Source organism: Herbidospora sakaeratensis (assembly GCF_001570525.1).
GTDB classification, from domain to species: domain Bacteria; phylum Actinomycetota; class Actinomycetes; order Streptosporangiales; family Streptosporangiaceae; genus Herbidospora; species Herbidospora sakaeratensis.
The window spans coordinates 169,461-184,110 of sequence record NZ_BBXC01000014.1; the positions used below are offsets into that span (position 1 = coordinate 169,461).

General features: G+C 68.8%; 9 protein-coding genes. 8 read left to right on the top strand and 1 reads right to left on the bottom strand.

Annotated features, from left to right (window positions below):
- Positions 1-54 precede the first annotated feature (54 nt).
- The 8 genes from AW271_RS23470 (at position 55) to AW271_RS23505 (ending at position 13,930) form a co-directional block, all read left to right on the top strand.
- A complete protein-coding gene (locus tag AW271_RS23470; RefSeq protein WP_174553114.1) occupies positions 55-3,186 on the top strand; it encodes a glycosyl hydrolase family 95 catalytic domain-containing protein in 3,132 nt (1,043 codons plus the stop codon).
- Between the two features lie 190 nt (positions 3,187-3,376).
- Positions 3,377-6,619, top strand: a complete 3,243-nt coding sequence (locus AW271_RS23475; RefSeq protein ID WP_062339707.1) for a discoidin domain-containing protein — start codon at positions 3,377-3,379, stop codon at positions 6,617-6,619.
- A 341-nt stretch (positions 6,620-6,960) separates the two neighbouring features.
- On the top strand, positions 6,961-8,322 hold the full coding sequence (locus AW271_RS23480) for an L-fuconate dehydratase (protein WP_174553115.1): 1,362 nt from the start codon (positions 6,961-6,963) through the stop codon (positions 8,320-8,322).
- Complete coding sequence (locus AW271_RS23485; protein ID WP_062339710.1) at positions 8,319-9,383, top strand: sugar ABC transporter substrate-binding protein; 1,065 nt, start codon at positions 8,319-8,321, stop codon at positions 9,381-9,383. Before AW271_RS23480 ends, AW271_RS23485 begins: the two co-directional genes overlap by 4 nt.
- Entirely contained in the window at positions 9,384-10,886 is a 1,503-nt protein-coding gene (locus AW271_RS23490; protein WP_062339712.1) for a sugar ABC transporter ATP-binding protein, read from the top strand. It begins immediately after the preceding gene.
- A complete protein-coding gene (locus AW271_RS23495) occupies positions 10,879-11,940 on the top strand; it encodes an ABC transporter permease (RefSeq protein ID WP_083977117.1) in 1,062 nt (353 codons plus the stop codon). The genes AW271_RS23490 and AW271_RS23495 overlap by 8 nt, the downstream gene beginning before the upstream one ends.
- A 1-nt stretch (position 11,941) precedes the next feature.
- Positions 11,942-13,096, top strand: coding sequence for an ROK family transcriptional regulator (locus AW271_RS23500; protein ID WP_063818086.1), 1,155 nt, complete (start codon positions 11,942-11,944; stop codon positions 13,094-13,096).
- Positions 13,097-13,162: 66 nt separating this feature from the next.
- Complete coding sequence (locus AW271_RS23505; protein WP_062339715.1) at positions 13,163-13,930, top strand: NgoMIV family type II restriction endonuclease; 768 nt, start codon at positions 13,163-13,165, stop codon at positions 13,928-13,930.
- A gap of 12 nt (positions 13,931-13,942) precedes the next feature.
- Here AW271_RS23505 and AW271_RS23510 read toward each other — a convergent pair whose 3' ends face one another.
- Positions 13,943-14,641: a hypothetical protein gene (locus tag AW271_RS23510; RefSeq protein ID WP_062339717.1), complete on the bottom strand. Its 699-nt coding sequence runs from the start codon at positions 14,639-14,641 to the stop codon at positions 13,943-13,945.
- Positions 14,642-14,650: the final 9 nt, after the last annotated feature.

Consider the following 14,650-nt stretch of genomic DNA (forward strand, 5'->3'; position numbering starts at 1 on the left):
CTGCCAGAGGGACGCACCCCCTGAATCTGCTGTGGTGACCAGGAGATCGATGACATGAGATTTCTGAGAGCGCTCCCCGCATTAGCGCTCGTCGGCGGGCTGGCGGCCGGGGGAGTGGTGACGTCGCCCGCGCTGGCGTCGACGACCGACCACGCCTTCGACCAGTCGGCCGGGGCCCTGAACGTCAATCGCGCGGGCTATCTGTCCAAGCACGACATCGTGTACAACCGGCCGAACACCAACCCGAACTACGGCCTGACGGTCGGCAACGGCAAGACCGGCGCCATGGTCTGGAGCCAGAACGGCATGACCATGCAGGTCTCCGGCGCCGACCTGGCCCAGCAGTCGACCTACGCGGCCGGCACGCTGACCCTGAACACCAGCCCCGGGCTGGACACCGGCTACTCGACCTACCAGCAGCGCCTCAACCTCTACGACGGCACGCTGACCACCAAGTACGACAACAACCGCACGGTGACGATCCTGGGCCAGCCCGGCTCGGAGGTCATGGGCATCCGCGTCGAGGACACCCGGGGCGGGCTCGGCACCACCACGGTCGACCTCGGCCTGTGGGACCCGAACACCGTCCAGAACATCGCCGACACCCCCGACCTGAACACCTGGCGGACGGTCTCGACGTTCAACGACTCCGCGGTCGCCGGCTTCAGCCGCGGCCAGACCGACGCCAACGGGTTCGGCTACACCTTCGCCGCCACCGTCGAGGGCGCGACCTACTCCACCTCGACCGTCAACGGGCGGACCGTCCGGCTCAGCATCACCGCCGACAACGACTACACGATCTGGTTCACCGCGGCCTCGCGGAAGAACGCTCCCTCGGCGAACTCGGTGCAGCAGGCGCGCAACCAGCTCACCAACGTGAAGAACGCCGGAATCACCACGACGCTGAACAACTTCAAGAACTTCTGGCACGACTTCTGGGCCAAGTCGTTCGTCCAGTACGGCGGCAGCGCCGACAACGACTACCTGGAGAACTTCTACTACCTGAGCAACTACATCGTCGCGGCGGGCGGGTACGGCAACTACCCGTTCCACTTCATCAACGGGGTCTTCCGTGCCACCGGAGACCAGTCGAAGTGGTCGAACGCCTATTGGTACTGGAACATGCGGCACGTGTACTACTCGTTCTACGCGTCGAACCACATCGACCTGATGGACGTGTTCAACAACCTCCATTCGCGCAATTACAGCGCGTTGAAGGCGTACACCCAGACCAGGTACGGCATCGACGGCATCTGGCTGCCGGAGACCTACGGCTGGGACGGCAACGCGCGCGGCACCATCAACAGCGACTTCACCAAGAACACGATGTCGACCGCCGCCGAGGCCGCGTACAACATGTACCTGCGCTACCGGTACACCAACGACGCGACCTACCTGGCGAACACGGCCTACCCGTTCATGCGCGAGGCGGCGAAGTTCTACCGGAGCTTCGTGTCGCGCGACGCCTCGACCGGCCAGTACTACATCGCCAACTCCAACGCCCATGAGACGTACTGGAACGTGCGGAACGCCCTTACCGACCTGACCGCGATCCGCAGCCTGTTCCCCGTGACGATCCAGGTGGCCCAGCAGCTCGGCGTCGACGCGACGCTCCGCACCGAGCTGCAGAACATCCTGAACAACCTGGTGCCCTACTCGGTGGCCAACAACGCCTACCAGCCGCACCAGCCGCCGATCTCGCAGACCCGCAACAACGAGAACGTCGCGGCGGAGATGATCTGGCCCTACAACCTGACGGGCATCGGCTTCCCCGACTACCAGACGGCGCTGAACACCTGGAACGTGCGTCCGCACCCCTACGGCAACGTGTGGGCCAACGACGCGGTCCAGGCCGCCCGGCTCGGCCTGGGCGACCAGACCTTCCAGGGCATGAAGACCATGGCGCAGCGCTACCAGAACTACCCGAACAGCTTCACCAGCAACACCAACGGCGTCTTCGAGTACCACGGCGTGCACATGGCGGCCATGAACGAGGCGCTGATGCAGTCGTACAACGACAAGATCCGGGTCTTCCCGGCCGCGCCGAGCAGCTCCTCCTTCATCGGGAAGTTCTCGCTGCTGGCCAAGGACGGCTTCATCGTGTCGTCGGAGCGCGAGGGCAACGAGACCAAGTACGTCGGCCTCAAGTCCCTCTACGGCAAGCAGGCCACCGTGGTGAACCCGTGGGGCACCCAGCAGGTCCGCGTGCGCCGCACCTCCGACAACGCGATCATCACCACCAGCTCGGCCGCCGAGATCAGCTTCGCGACCGCCGCCAACACGACCTACGTCGTGGAGCGCACCGCCAAGCTGCTCTCCGCCTACGGCTACACCCAGCTCACCGGCACCGCCAACCAGGCGGCCAAGTCGCTGAGCGGCACCGCCTCCACCCTCGGCATCAACGGCGGCGGCACCCCGGGCCTGGTCAACAACACCGAGCTGAGCTACGACTCCAACTGGCACCTGACCACGGGCCGCGGCTACGGCGACTACAACGACGACACGCACCACAGCACCACCGTCAACGCCGCCGCGACCTACACGTTCACCGGCACCGGCATCGAGATCCTCTCGGAACGGTTCTCCGACATGGGCAACATCGACGTCTACATCGACAACGTGTTCCAGCAGAACGTGAACCTGAACGCATCGGGCGGACGCCAGGTGCAGCAGGTCGTCTACAGCAAGACCGGCCTGACCAACGGCCAGCACACGCTCCGGGTGGTCAACAAGACCACGTCGGTCGGCATGATCGACGCGGTCCGGGTGCTCACCGGCGGCGGCAACCCGCCGGCCGGCACGGTGACCCTGCGCTCGCGGGCCAACAACCTGTTCGTGTCGGCCGCCAACGCGACCACCCCGCTGATCGCCAACAAGACGACGGCGGGGGCGACCGAGCAGTTCGTCCGGGTCGACCTGGGCGGCGGCAACATCGCGCTGCGCTCGGTGGCCAACAACCAGTACGTCACCAACCAGGGCGGCGGCAACGTGCCGCTGCTGGCGAACCGGCCCTCGGCCGGGTCCTGGGAGACCTTCACGGTGGTGACCAACGGCGACGGCTCTATCAGCCTGCGGGCCACGGTGAACAACCAATACGTCTGCGCGGAGGGTGGCGGTTCGCAGAACCTTGTCACCAACCGCCCGGCGATCGGACCATGGGAGCAGTTTGATCTAGTTCCCGTGTGACGCCTGTCTTTTAGGCAGGTTCCAAAGCGCGCGAGACGCGGTCGTCCTCCGGCCGTCCGCGTCTCGCGCCGGGGCAGTAAGCGCGCCGGTGACCGCTTGTGGCGGGTGGTCATCGGTGCGTTCTCTATCGGCGGCTCTCGGTGACCATGGACCGCCGTCTCGTCCCCGTCCCTCCTGCACTGGAGACCCCATGTCAGGTATCCCGCGCCTGCGCGCGATCCTGGGCGTGCTCGCCCTGATCGTCGTCGCACTGGTGCCCGCCGCACCCGCTCACGCGGCGCCGCCACCCACGAGTGGTTTCGAGAAGGTCCGGCTCGACGGCGGCCTGTCGATGGGCGAGCCCATCGAACTGTCCGTGCTGCCCGACGGCAAGGTGCTGTACATCAACCGCGGCACCAGCGCCGGCGGCGGCCAGGTCCGCCTGTACAACCCGGCCACCCAGGCGACGACGGTCGCCCTCACCCTCCCGCTCGACGCCCGTTTCGAGGACGGCCTGATCGGCATCACCCTCGACCCGGGCTTCGCGACCAACCGCTGGGTCTACCTCTTCTACTCGCCGAAGGTGACCCCGCTGGTGAACCGGATCTCCCGGTTCACCTTCAACACGTCGAACAACACGCTCGGCGCCGAGGACATGATCATCGAGTGGCCGACCGAGCGTGACCTGTGCTGCCACTCCGCCGGGTCGATGACCTGGGACAGCAACGGCAACCTCTACTTCGCCGTCGGCGACAACACCAACTCGGGTGGTGACTCGGCGGGGATGGCGCCCATCGACGAGCGCACCAGCCGCAACCCCCAGTACGACGCCCAGCGGACGTCGGGCAACACCAACGACCTCCGGGGCAAGATCAACCGCATCCACCCCGAGGCCAACGGCACCTACACGATCCCCGCCGGCAACCTGTTCGCGCCCGGCACGGCGCAGACGCGGCCGGAGATCTACGTCATGGGGACGCGCAACCCATACCGGATCTGGGTCGACAAGCAGGCCGGCAACACCCTTTATTGGGGCGAGGTCGGGCCGGACGCCGGCGCGACCATCGCCAACCGCGGTCCGGCCGCCTACGACGAGTGGAACCGCGCCACCAGCGCGGGCAACTACGGCTGGCCCTACTGCGGCGGCCCCAACGTCGCCTACAACGACTGGGACTTCGCGGCCAACGCGCCCCGGGGCTGGTTCCCCTGCGGGGGCGCCACCGGCCCGGTCAACAACTCGCCGCGCAACACCGGCCTCCAGCAGCTCCCGCCCACGCGGGGCGCGCTGGTGTGGGAGCAGCACGGCGGCAGCAAGGAGTGGCCGGCCCTCGACCAGCCCGGCGGCTGCGGCTCGCCGAACCACGCCGAGGTCTACCACTACAACCCCAGCCTCAACAGCGCGGTGAAGTGGCCGCAGTACTACGACAACAAGCTGATCATCACGGAGTACTGCCGCAACTGGATCAAGGAGGTCCAGTTCAGCAACGGGAACCCCGCGACCGGCAACCCGACGATCATCGAACCTGTCCTCGCCGGGATGCCGTTCGTCCACCCGATCGACATGGAGTTCGGCCCCGACGGGTCGCTCTACCTGCTCGAATACGGCAGCGGGTACTTCTCGGGGGCGGCCGACGCGGCCCTGGTGAAGATCAACTACGTGCAGGGCGGCCGGTCGCCGGTCGCGGTGGCCTCGGCCAGCGTCGACAACGGGCTCACCCCGCTGACCGTGCAGTTCTCCAGCGCGGGCAGCAACGACCCCGACGGCAACCCGCTCACCTACGCGTGGGACTTCGACAACAACGGCACCACCGACTCCACGGCGGCGAACCCGTCGTACACGTACACCACCAACGGCGACAAGAGAGCCCGGCTGACCGTCAACGACGGCACCATGACGGGCACCACCCTGCTCACCGTCGTGGTCGGCAACAACCGGCCGGTCGTCACCGTCGGCGGGCTGCCCAACGGCGGCCTGTTCTCCTGGGACGAGCGCCTGACGGCCTCCGCGTCGGCCACCGACGCGCAGGACGGCACGATCCCGTGCGCCAACGTGGTCGTGCGGGCCGCGCTCGGGCACCAGGAACACGCCCACGAGGAGGGCGAGGGCACCGGCTGCGGCGCCTCCTTCGACGTCGGCCCGGTGCACGCCGGTCCCGACTCGGTGCTGTTCTGGGTGATCAGGGCCTCCTACACCGACCGAGGCGCCACCGGCACGGTGCCGCTGACGGGCGAGCGGGAGATCACCCTGTGGCCCAAGCAGTGGCAGGCCGAGCACTACGTCACCCTCAACGGCCCGCGCGTCGTCGACCAGGCCCAGGCCGAGGGCGGCAAGCGGCTCGGCGACATCCAGCCGGGCGAGTGGGTCAGGCACCACGGGGTGAACCTCCAGGGCATCACCGGGGTCAAGGCCCGCGTCTCCACCGCCAACGCCGGGGGAGTGCTCTCCTTCCGGTACGACAGCCCGACCGGCCCGGTGGTCGCCAGCGTCAACGTGACGAACACCGGCGGCTGGGACAACTACGTGGAGCTGACCGCTCCCGTGAGCGCCCCGACCGGCACGCACGACCTCTACCTGACGTTCTCGGGCGCGGCCGGCACGGCCGTGTTCGACGTCGACAGCTACACCTTCACCGGACCGGGCGTCTCGACGCCGGTCTCCGGTGGGGGCGGCGACCTCGCCCAGGGCAAGCCGGTCACGGTGTCGAGCACGGAGGCCGGGGCGAACGTCGCGGCCAACGCGGTCGACGGCAACGGCGTCACCCGCTGGTCCAGCCTCTACGCCGACCCGCAGTGGATCACGGTGGACCTGGGGGCGTCCTACGACGTCAACCGGGTCAGGCTGAACTGGGAGGCGGCCTACGGCCGCCAGTACCGGGTGGAGGTCTCCCCGAACAACAGCACCTGGACGGTCCTGTCGAACCAGACCGCCTCGGACGGGGGAGTGGACGATCTCTCCGTCAGTGGCACGGGGCGGTACGTCCGTATCTACGGAACCCAGCGCGCGCTCACGCAGTACGGGTACTCGCTCTGGGATCTGAACGTGTACGGCACCCCGGCCGGCGGGACCGCCCAGTTGCTGTCCCGGAGCAGACCGGTGACGGCGTCGAGCACGGAGGCCGGGGCGAACGTCGCGGCCAACGCGGTCGACGGCAACACCGCCACCCGCTGGTCCAGCCTCTACGCCGATCCGCAGTGGATCACCGTCGACCTGGGCCAGACGCGGTCGATCTCCCGGGTCCGGCTCCAGTGGGAGGCGGCCTACGGGCGGCAGTACCGGGTGGAGACCTCCAATGACAACAGCTCCTGGACGGTCGTGAACACCCAGACCGCGAGCGACGGCGGCGTCGACGACCTCACGGTGACCGGAACCGGGCGATACGTCCGGATCTACGGCACCCAGCGGGCCACGGCATGGGGCTATTCGCTCTGGGAGTTCGACGTCTACGGCGTCTAGGCAGGTCATCCCGAGGGCCGCGGCCGACCGTCAGGTCGGGCGCGGCCCTTCGCAATCATCGGATCTCTTTCCGGTTGCGGCTATTGACACGCCTGTAACACGCGGGGCATTCTTCTTGAGAACCAAACATCGGATGTCTGGAGAGTAACCGAGATGATGGCCGCGGGGTCTTCCGCCCGGCGGCGACCTGCGGAATTCTGATCCCACCTGGGATCGGTCCACGGTGCCGCGAGGGACCGTGTCCGCAAATTAATCGGATCTTTATCTCGAAAGGCTTTCGAAGACGACCGCCCGGCGGTAGCGCCGGTCTCTAACATTAATCGGATGTGTCTGGAGCTCGCATGAGGGTCATCTCCCTGGAGACGCATGACATCCGGTTCCCGACCTCGGCGGAGCTCGACGGTTCCGACGCGATGAACCCCGACCCCGACTACTCGGCGGCGTACGTGGTGCTGCGGACCGACGAGGACGAGAAGGGACACGGATTCGCGTTCACGATCGGACGCGGCAACGACGTGCAGACCGCCGCCATCAGGGCGCTTGAAGGTCACATCGTCGACCGTGACTGCTCCGACCTGGGCGCCGTCTACCAGGACCTCATCGGCGACTCGCAGTTGCGCTGGCTCGGCCCGGAGAAGGGCGTCATGCACATGGCGATCTCCGCGGTCATGAACGCCCTGTGGGACCTGAAGGCCCGCCGCGAGGGCAAGCCGCTCTGGCTGCTGCTCGCCGAGATGAGCCCCGAAGAGATCGTCTCCCTCGTCGACTTCCGCTACATCACCGACGCCCTGACGCCCGCCGAGGCGCTGGAGATCCTCCGCGCCGCGCAGCCGGGCCGGGCCGGCCGCATCGCGGCCCTGCGGGAGCACGGCTATCCCGCGTACACGACGTCGCCGGGCTGGCTCGGCTACGACGACGACAAGCTTCGGCGCCTCTGCAAGGAGGCCCTCGACGAGGGGTTCCCGCAGATCAAGCTGAAGGTCGGCGCCGACCTCGACGACGACGTCCGCCGCATGCGGATCGCCCGTGAGGTCTGCGGCGACGGTTACCCGATCGCGATCGACGCCAACCAGAGATGGGATGTCTCCGACGCGATCCGCTGGGTGAAGGCACTGGCCGAGTTCGGTCCCTGGTGGGTGGAGGAACCCACCAGCCCGGACGACGTCCTCGGCCACGCCGCGATCGCACGCGCGGTCGCGCCCGTCCCGGTCGCCACCGGGGAGCACGTGCAGAACCGGATCGTGTTCAAGCAGCTCCTCCAGTCGGAGGCCATCTCCTACCTGCAGCTCGACGCGGCGCGCGTCGGGGGCGTCAACGAGAACATCGCCATCCTGCTGCTGGCCGCCAAGTTCGGCGTCCCCGTCTGCCCGCACGCGGGCGGGGTCGGGCTGTGCGAGCTGGTCCAGCATCTGGCGATGTTCGACTTCGTCTCCGTCAGCGGGTCGAAGGAGGGCCGGGTGATCGAGTACATCGACCACCTGCACGAGCACTTCGTCGACCCGGTGGTCATCCGGGACGGCAGCTACGTGGCGCCCGAAGCAGCCGGATTCAGCTCGGCGATGCGACCTGCGTCGCTCGCCGCGTTCACCTATCCATGGGGTCAGTACTGGACCAGCGCAGTGGCCCAGAGCTCCCCGGCGGCGGAGGCGCGCAGAACCTCCGCCGTCACTCACCCCCCCGTCCTGAAAGGCCGATCGGCATGAAACTTCTGTCCGTCGCCGCCAGCGCCGCCGTGCTCGCCCTGGGCCTGGCGGCCTGCGGGTCGTCCGACACCCCCGACACCGCAGCGAGCGCCAACCCCGGCGAGTCGGCCCCCGCGGCCGCCGCCGGCGGAGGCAAGGTCGGCGTGGACTTCCCGCGCGCCGACTCCGACTTCTGGAACTCGTACAACAAGTACGTGCCGGAGATCGCCACCAAGGACGGCGTCGAGCTGATGCCGCCGACCAACTCGCAGAACGACGTCGCCAAGCTGGTCGCCAACACCCAGGCGCTGGTCAGCCAGGGCGCCAAGGCGATCATCATGGCCCCGCAGGACACCGGCGCCATCGCCTCGACCCTCGACTCGCTCGCGGGCAAGCAGATCCCGGTCGTCACCGTCGACACCCGCCCCGACAAGGGCAACGTCTACATGGTCGTGCGCGCCGACAACCGCGCCTACGGCACCAAGGCGTGCGAGTTCCTCGGTGAGAAGCTCGGCGGCAAGGGCAAGGTCGTGCAGCTCATGGGCGCCCTGGCCTCCATCAACGGCCGTGACCGCGCCGAGGCGTTCCGCGACTGCATGAAGGAGAAGTTCCCCGGGATCACCGTCTTCGAGGAGCCGACGGAGTGGGAGGGCAGCAAGGCCGCGTCCATGCTGCAGACCCGCCTGGAGCAGAACCCCGACATCAAGGGCATCTACATGCACGCCGGCGGTGTGCACCTGGCCCCGACCCTCCAGGTCCTGAAGGCCAAGGGCCTGCTGGTCAAGCCGGACGACCCCAAGCACATCTTCGTCGTGTCCAACGACGGCATCCCGGCCGAGTTCGAGGCCATCCGCGCCGGCGAGATCGACGCGACCGTCTCGCAGCCGGCCGACCTCTACGCCAAGTACGCCGTCTTCTACGCGAAGGCCGCTCTGGAGGGCAAGACCTTCCAGCCCGGCCCGACCGACCACGACAGCAACATCATCCAGCTCCCCAACGGCCTGGAGGACCAGCTGCCCGCGCCGCTGGTCACCGCGGAGAACGTGGATGACCCCAACCTCTGGGGCAACCAGGTCAGCTAGATGAGCACCTCATCGAACGCGGCGGCGGTCGAGGCGCGCGGGATCACCAAGCGCTTCGGCCCCACCGTCGCACTCAACGACGCGGGCCTCACCATCAAGCAGGGCGAGACGCACGCCCTGATCGGGCGCAACGGCGCCGGCAAGTCGACCCTGGTGTCGATCCTGACCGGCCTGCAGCGCCCCGACGCCGGTGAGGTCCGGTTCGCGGGCGAGGCGGCCCCGCCGCTCGCCGACCGCGACGCGTGGAAGGCCCGCGTGGCCTGCGTCTACCAGAAGTCCACGATCATCCCCGCGCTGACCGTGGCCGAGAACCTCTTCATCAACCGCCAGACCGAGGGCAGGGTCATCAACTGGCGCGCCATGCGCGCCCGCGCCACCGCCCTCCTCGACCAGTACCACGTCGACGTCGACCCCTCGGGGCTCGCCGGCGACCTGGGCGTCGAGCAGCGGCAGCTCGTCGAGATCGCCCGCGCGCTCTCCTTCGGCGCGCGGTTCATCATCCTCGACGAGCCGACCGCCCAGCTCGACGGCCCGGCCATCGCCCGCCTCTTCGACCGCATGCGCGACCTGCGGGACCAGGGCGTCACGATGATGTTCATCTCGCACCACCTCGAAGAGGTGTACGAGGTCTGCGACAGCGTCACCGTCTTCCGCGACGCCCGCCACATCGTCACCAGCACCGTCGTGGACCTCCCGCACGACGCGCTGGTGGCCGCGATGACCGGCGAGCACGCCGTCACCTACGAGGCCAAGCCCCGGACGGTCGACGCGGACGCCGAGGTCGTCCTGGAGGTGCGCGGCCTCAACTCCGCGGGCCGCTACCACGACGTCGACCTGGCCGTGCGGGCCGGCGAGATCGTCGGCCTGGCCGGGTCGGGCAGCAGCGGCAAGGTCGGCCTGGCCGAGAGCATCGTCGGGCTGCGCCGCGCCGACAGCGGCGTCATCACGATCAACGGGAAGCGGCCCAAGCCGGGCGACGTCCCCTCGGCGCTGGCCGCCGGGGTGGGGTTCGTCCCGCAGGACCGCCACCACGAGGGGTTCGTGCCCCTGCTGTCGGTCGGCGAGAACGCCACCATGCCGATCGCCGGGAAGCTCGGCCGCTTCGGCATGGTCTCGCCCGAGCGGCGCCGGGCCCGCGCCCGGACCATGATCCAGGAGCTCGACATCAAGACCGAGGGTCCTGACCAGCCGGTCGGCGACCTGTCGGGCGGCAACGCCCAGAAGGTCGTGATGGCCCGCGCCCTGGTCGACGACCCGGCCGCGCTGGTCGTCATCAACCCCACCGCCGGCGTCGACGTCAAGGCCAAGCAGTCGCTGCTCGGCTCGGTCGAGGACGCCGCGCAGCGGGGAGCGGCAGCCGTACTGGTCAGCGACGAACTCGACGACCTGCGAATCTGTGACCGGGTCCTGGTGATGTTCCACGGCCGGGTGATCAAGGACGTGCCACGCGGATGGTCGGACAACGACCTCGTGGCCGCTATGGAGGGTGTCAGTCATGAGTGATCGGCAGGGGCGCCGCGCCTCGACACTGCCGAAGACCCCGGCGGCGTCGGCGAACGGCTCCGGCCCCGCTCCGGCGCTCGCCGCCCGGCCGGGTTTCCGGCTGAGCCGGTTCCGCGACCTGACGCTGGTGCCGGTAATCGTGGTGCTGCTGATCGTCGGGTCGTTCATCGACCCGGTGTTCCTCACCATGGGCAACCTGACGAACGTGCTGCAGCAGCAGTCGGCGCTGGCCCTGGTCGTGCTGGCCGAGGCGCTCATCCTGATCGCCGGCAAGTTCGACCTGTCGCTGGAGTCGATCGTCGGCATGGCCCCCGCCGTGGCGGTCATGCTCGTCATCTCCACCGGCGACGGCGGCTTCGGCCTGGGCCTGCCGCCCGCGACGGCCGTGGTGCTGTGCCTGCTCATCGGCGCCCTGATCGGGGCCTTCAACGGCTTCCTCATCCTGCGCTACCAGCTGTCGGCCTTCGTCGTCACGCTCGCGATGCTGATCGTCGTGCACGGCCTGCACCTCGGCCTGACCGGCGGCAAGAGCCTCTTCGCCCTGCCCGAGTCGTTCACCTACCTCGGCAGCGCGGTCTGGCTCGGCCTGCCCGCCGCCATCTGGATCACCGGCGTGCTGTTCGCCATCGGCATGGCCGCCCTGGGCTACTTCCGCGGCGGCCGTTCCCTGTACGCCATCGGCGGCAACGCCGACGCGGCCAGGGCGGCGGGCATCCGCGTGGAGCGGGTCGTGCTGGCGGTCTTCGTCATCGGCGGCACCCTCGCGGCGCTGGCCGGGATCCTGGAGACCGGCCGCCTCGGCGGCATCAGCGCCAACCAGGGCGTCGGCTGGATCTTCATGGTCTTCGCCGCGGCCGTCATCGGCGGCGTCAGCATGGACGGCGGCAAGGGCACCATCCTCGGCGCCCTGACCGGTGTCCTGGTCATCGGCCTGGTCGAGAACATCCTGACGCTGCAGGGCGTGCCCGGCGAGTGGAAGCAGCTGGTGTACGGCGGCATCATCCTGGTCGCCCTGATGATCAGCCGGCTGGCCGGCGGGAGGGCCCAGGACTAGCGTGACGACCGGCCGCGCCACCCTGCGCAGGGACAACCTGTCCCGCGTGCTCCGGCACCTGCGCGACCACGGGACCTGCTCCCGCGCGGACGTGGTGGAGGCGACCGGTCTGCACCGCGCCACCGTCTCCTCCCTGATGACCGAGCTCATGTCGCTCGGCCTGGCGCGGGAGGCGGGCACCTCGGTGACGGGGGCCATCGGGCGGCCACGGCGGGACGTGGCCCTCGACGGCTCCCACGTGGGGGCGCTGGGCCTGGAGATCAACGTCGACTACGTGGCCGCCCACGGCTCCGACCTGGGCGGCCGCGTGTTGTTCTCCTGCCGCGAGGGCTTCGACGCGGCCGCCGCGGGCCCATCCGGCTGCCTGACCGAGCTGGTCCGCGTGGCCCGCCGGGCGGCGGGCGAGATGGGCTCCCTGGCGGGCGTCGTGGTGGCCGTGCCCGGACTGGTCGCCGACGGCGTGGTCTCCTTCGCGCCGAACCTCGGCTGGCGGCACGTCCCCTTGGCCGACCTGCTCGGCGCGGAACTGGGCGTGCCGGTCGGGGTCGGCAACGACGCGAACCTGGCGGCCCTGGCCGAATACGCGTGCGGCGTGGCCGCCGGCACCTCCGACATGGTCTACCTGACCGGCGAGGTCGGCGTGGGCGGCGGCATCATCATGGACGGCCGGTTGCTCCGCGGCGCCGACGGCTTCTCCGGCGAGACGGGCCACCTGCTCGTCGACCCCGACGGCGCGCGGTGCGGCTGCGGCCGTACCGGATGCTGGGAGACCAAGGTCGGGCTGGCGGCTCTCGACCCCGCCGGAGCGACCACGACCGGCCCCGACGCGCGGGTCGACTCGATCGCCTCGGCCGCCGAGGCCGGCGACGCCCGCACCCTCGACGCGCTGGCCGAGGTGGGCCGCTGGCTGGGCCTGGGCGGCTCGATCCTGGTGAACCTCTTCAACCCGCGCGCGATCGTGGTCGGCGGCTACTTCGCCCGGCTGGCCGAACGACTGATCCCCCCGGCCCAGGCCGAACTCGAACGCCGGGCCGTGGCCGGAGGGCGGTGCACGATCATGGCCTCGCAGCTGGGTTTCGAGGCGGCGGCCCGGGGAGCGGCCGGCACGGTGGTCGACCGCGTCCTCGACGACCCGCTGATCCTGGAATCCGCCTGAGGCGCCACGGCGGTACGCTTCCACCGTGATCAGCTCCCCCCTCGCGATCATCGGGACGTCCGCCGTATGAACGCCGAATTCGTCACCCAGCTTCTTGGCTGGAAAACCACCAAGAAGGGCAACACAGTCCCCAACACCGCTGACACCGACAACGCGGCTTCGATGTGCATCGCGGGCGCAGTCCTTGAGGAGATCGGGGTCACGTGGGGAACGGTGGCCCCGGTCGAGAAACTCGAGACGGGACGCCCGCTGGAGAGAGCGGTCGCAGCCTCCCTCAAGACCCAGCTTCCACGGCTCGATGACTCCCGTGCGTGGACGGTTCACGACGCACCGATAGAGATCACCGCGTTCGTTCAGTACAACCACCTCAAGAAGGTGGACCGCCTGGTTGAACGGAACGTCGAACTGCAGATCACCCTTGGCCGCGACTACCTCATCAAGCCTGATGTCGTAGTGAGCCTGCCTGGGCGGAAGGGCGACAACCTGCCTTTCCTGCACGCCGCGGTCTCTTGCAAGTGGACGATCAGATCTGACCGCGTGCAGAACATCCGGCACGAGAACGGCCAGATGATCAGGCATCGCAGGGAGCGGCTCCCCCACCTGGTCACCGTCACCGCAGAGCCGCTCCCTTCGCGGTTGATCTCCATTGCCCGGGGGACGGGAGAAGTGGACGCGGTCTACCACATCGCCTACGGAGCACTTGACCAGGTGGTCCGGGACCTCGCCGGGACGGGCAAGATCCAGGCTAAGCAACTCAGTGACTGGGAAGAGTGCATAGCGCTGGGCCGGATCCGTCCCTTTACCGACTTGGCGCCCACGCTCGCCTTGTGGTGAGGAACGTCCGGCTCACAGCGTGCCGTCGTCCAGGTGCCCAAGCAGGGTGTCGCGCGCCTCGGAAGGCAGCCGTCTGTAAGCAGTCCACGCCCGGTCGATCGGCGTGGCCCCCCTCCGACCTCGCTTGATCCACAGCAGTAGGCGCCGCTGCTCAGCCTCGTCGAGATCACGTATGTCGCTGAGCAGCCGGGCCAGGTCAGCTGACTGATCGTTTCCGGTACCGGACCGGCATCGCTTGCATTCCGTCACGTACATGAGTTCGGTGCGGTCATGAGAAAGGCGCACCGTTCTGCTGCTCGCTGCCAGGACCGCGGTCTCAGAGGGGGAGTCGGCGTAGGTCTCTCCGCCGGCGATTCCGCACGTCACACACTGGTAGTCGTCGGCTGCGAACACTGCCTGCCGCTGCTTCGCCGTAATTGCCGGGCTCGTCGCCGCACGTTTGACGTCACGTTGCCAGACGGGGACCCCGGCCTTGACGAAGCGCTGTTCCTGCGGGCGGAGCGTGGCGTCTTCCGTGTTGGTGTGGATGACCCAGTCATAGTCGCGCAGGTCTCGCATGCGGCGATCGGCCTGGGAAATGCCCGGAAAGGCGTTGCGGTGCTCTTCCTTCGTGAAGACGTTGCCCTCTCCGACTACGGTGACCAGCCACAATGCGGTGCGGACCATCGTTCCCGCCTTGAGGGTTTCGTCATCCCATCTGGGTACACTCATGGTTACTCC

What these genes read in the sequence shown, in the direction of transcription:
- AW271_RS23510 (WP_062339717.1), bottom strand. Translation starts at nt 14,641, where the DNA reads ATGAGTGTACCCAGATGGGATGACGAAACCCTCAAGGCGGGAACGATG.
- AW271_RS23470 (WP_174553114.1), top strand. Translation starts at nt 55, where the DNA reads ATGAGATTTCTGAGAGCGCTCCCCGCATTAGCGCTCGTCGGCGGGCTG.
- AW271_RS23485 (WP_062339710.1), top strand. Translation starts at nt 8,319, where the DNA reads ATGAAACTTCTGTCCGTCGCCGCCAGCGCCGCCGTGCTCGCCCTGGGC.
- AW271_RS23490 (WP_062339712.1), top strand. Translation starts at nt 9,384, where the DNA reads ATGAGCACCTCATCGAACGCGGCGGCGGTCGAGGCGCGCGGGATCACC.
- AW271_RS23495 (WP_083977117.1), top strand. Translation starts at nt 10,879, where the DNA reads ATGAGTGATCGGCAGGGGCGCCGCGCCTCGACACTGCCGAAGACCCCG.
- AW271_RS23480 (WP_174553115.1), top strand. Translation starts at nt 6,961, where the DNA reads ATGAGGGTCATCTCCCTGGAGACGCATGACATCCGGTTCCCGACCTCG.
- AW271_RS23505 (WP_062339715.1), top strand. Translation starts at nt 13,163, where the DNA reads ATGAACGCCGAATTCGTCACCCAGCTTCTTGGCTGGAAAACCACCAAG.
- AW271_RS23475 (WP_062339707.1), top strand. Translation starts at nt 3,377, where the DNA reads ATGTCAGGTATCCCGCGCCTGCGCGCGATCCTGGGCGTGCTCGCCCTG.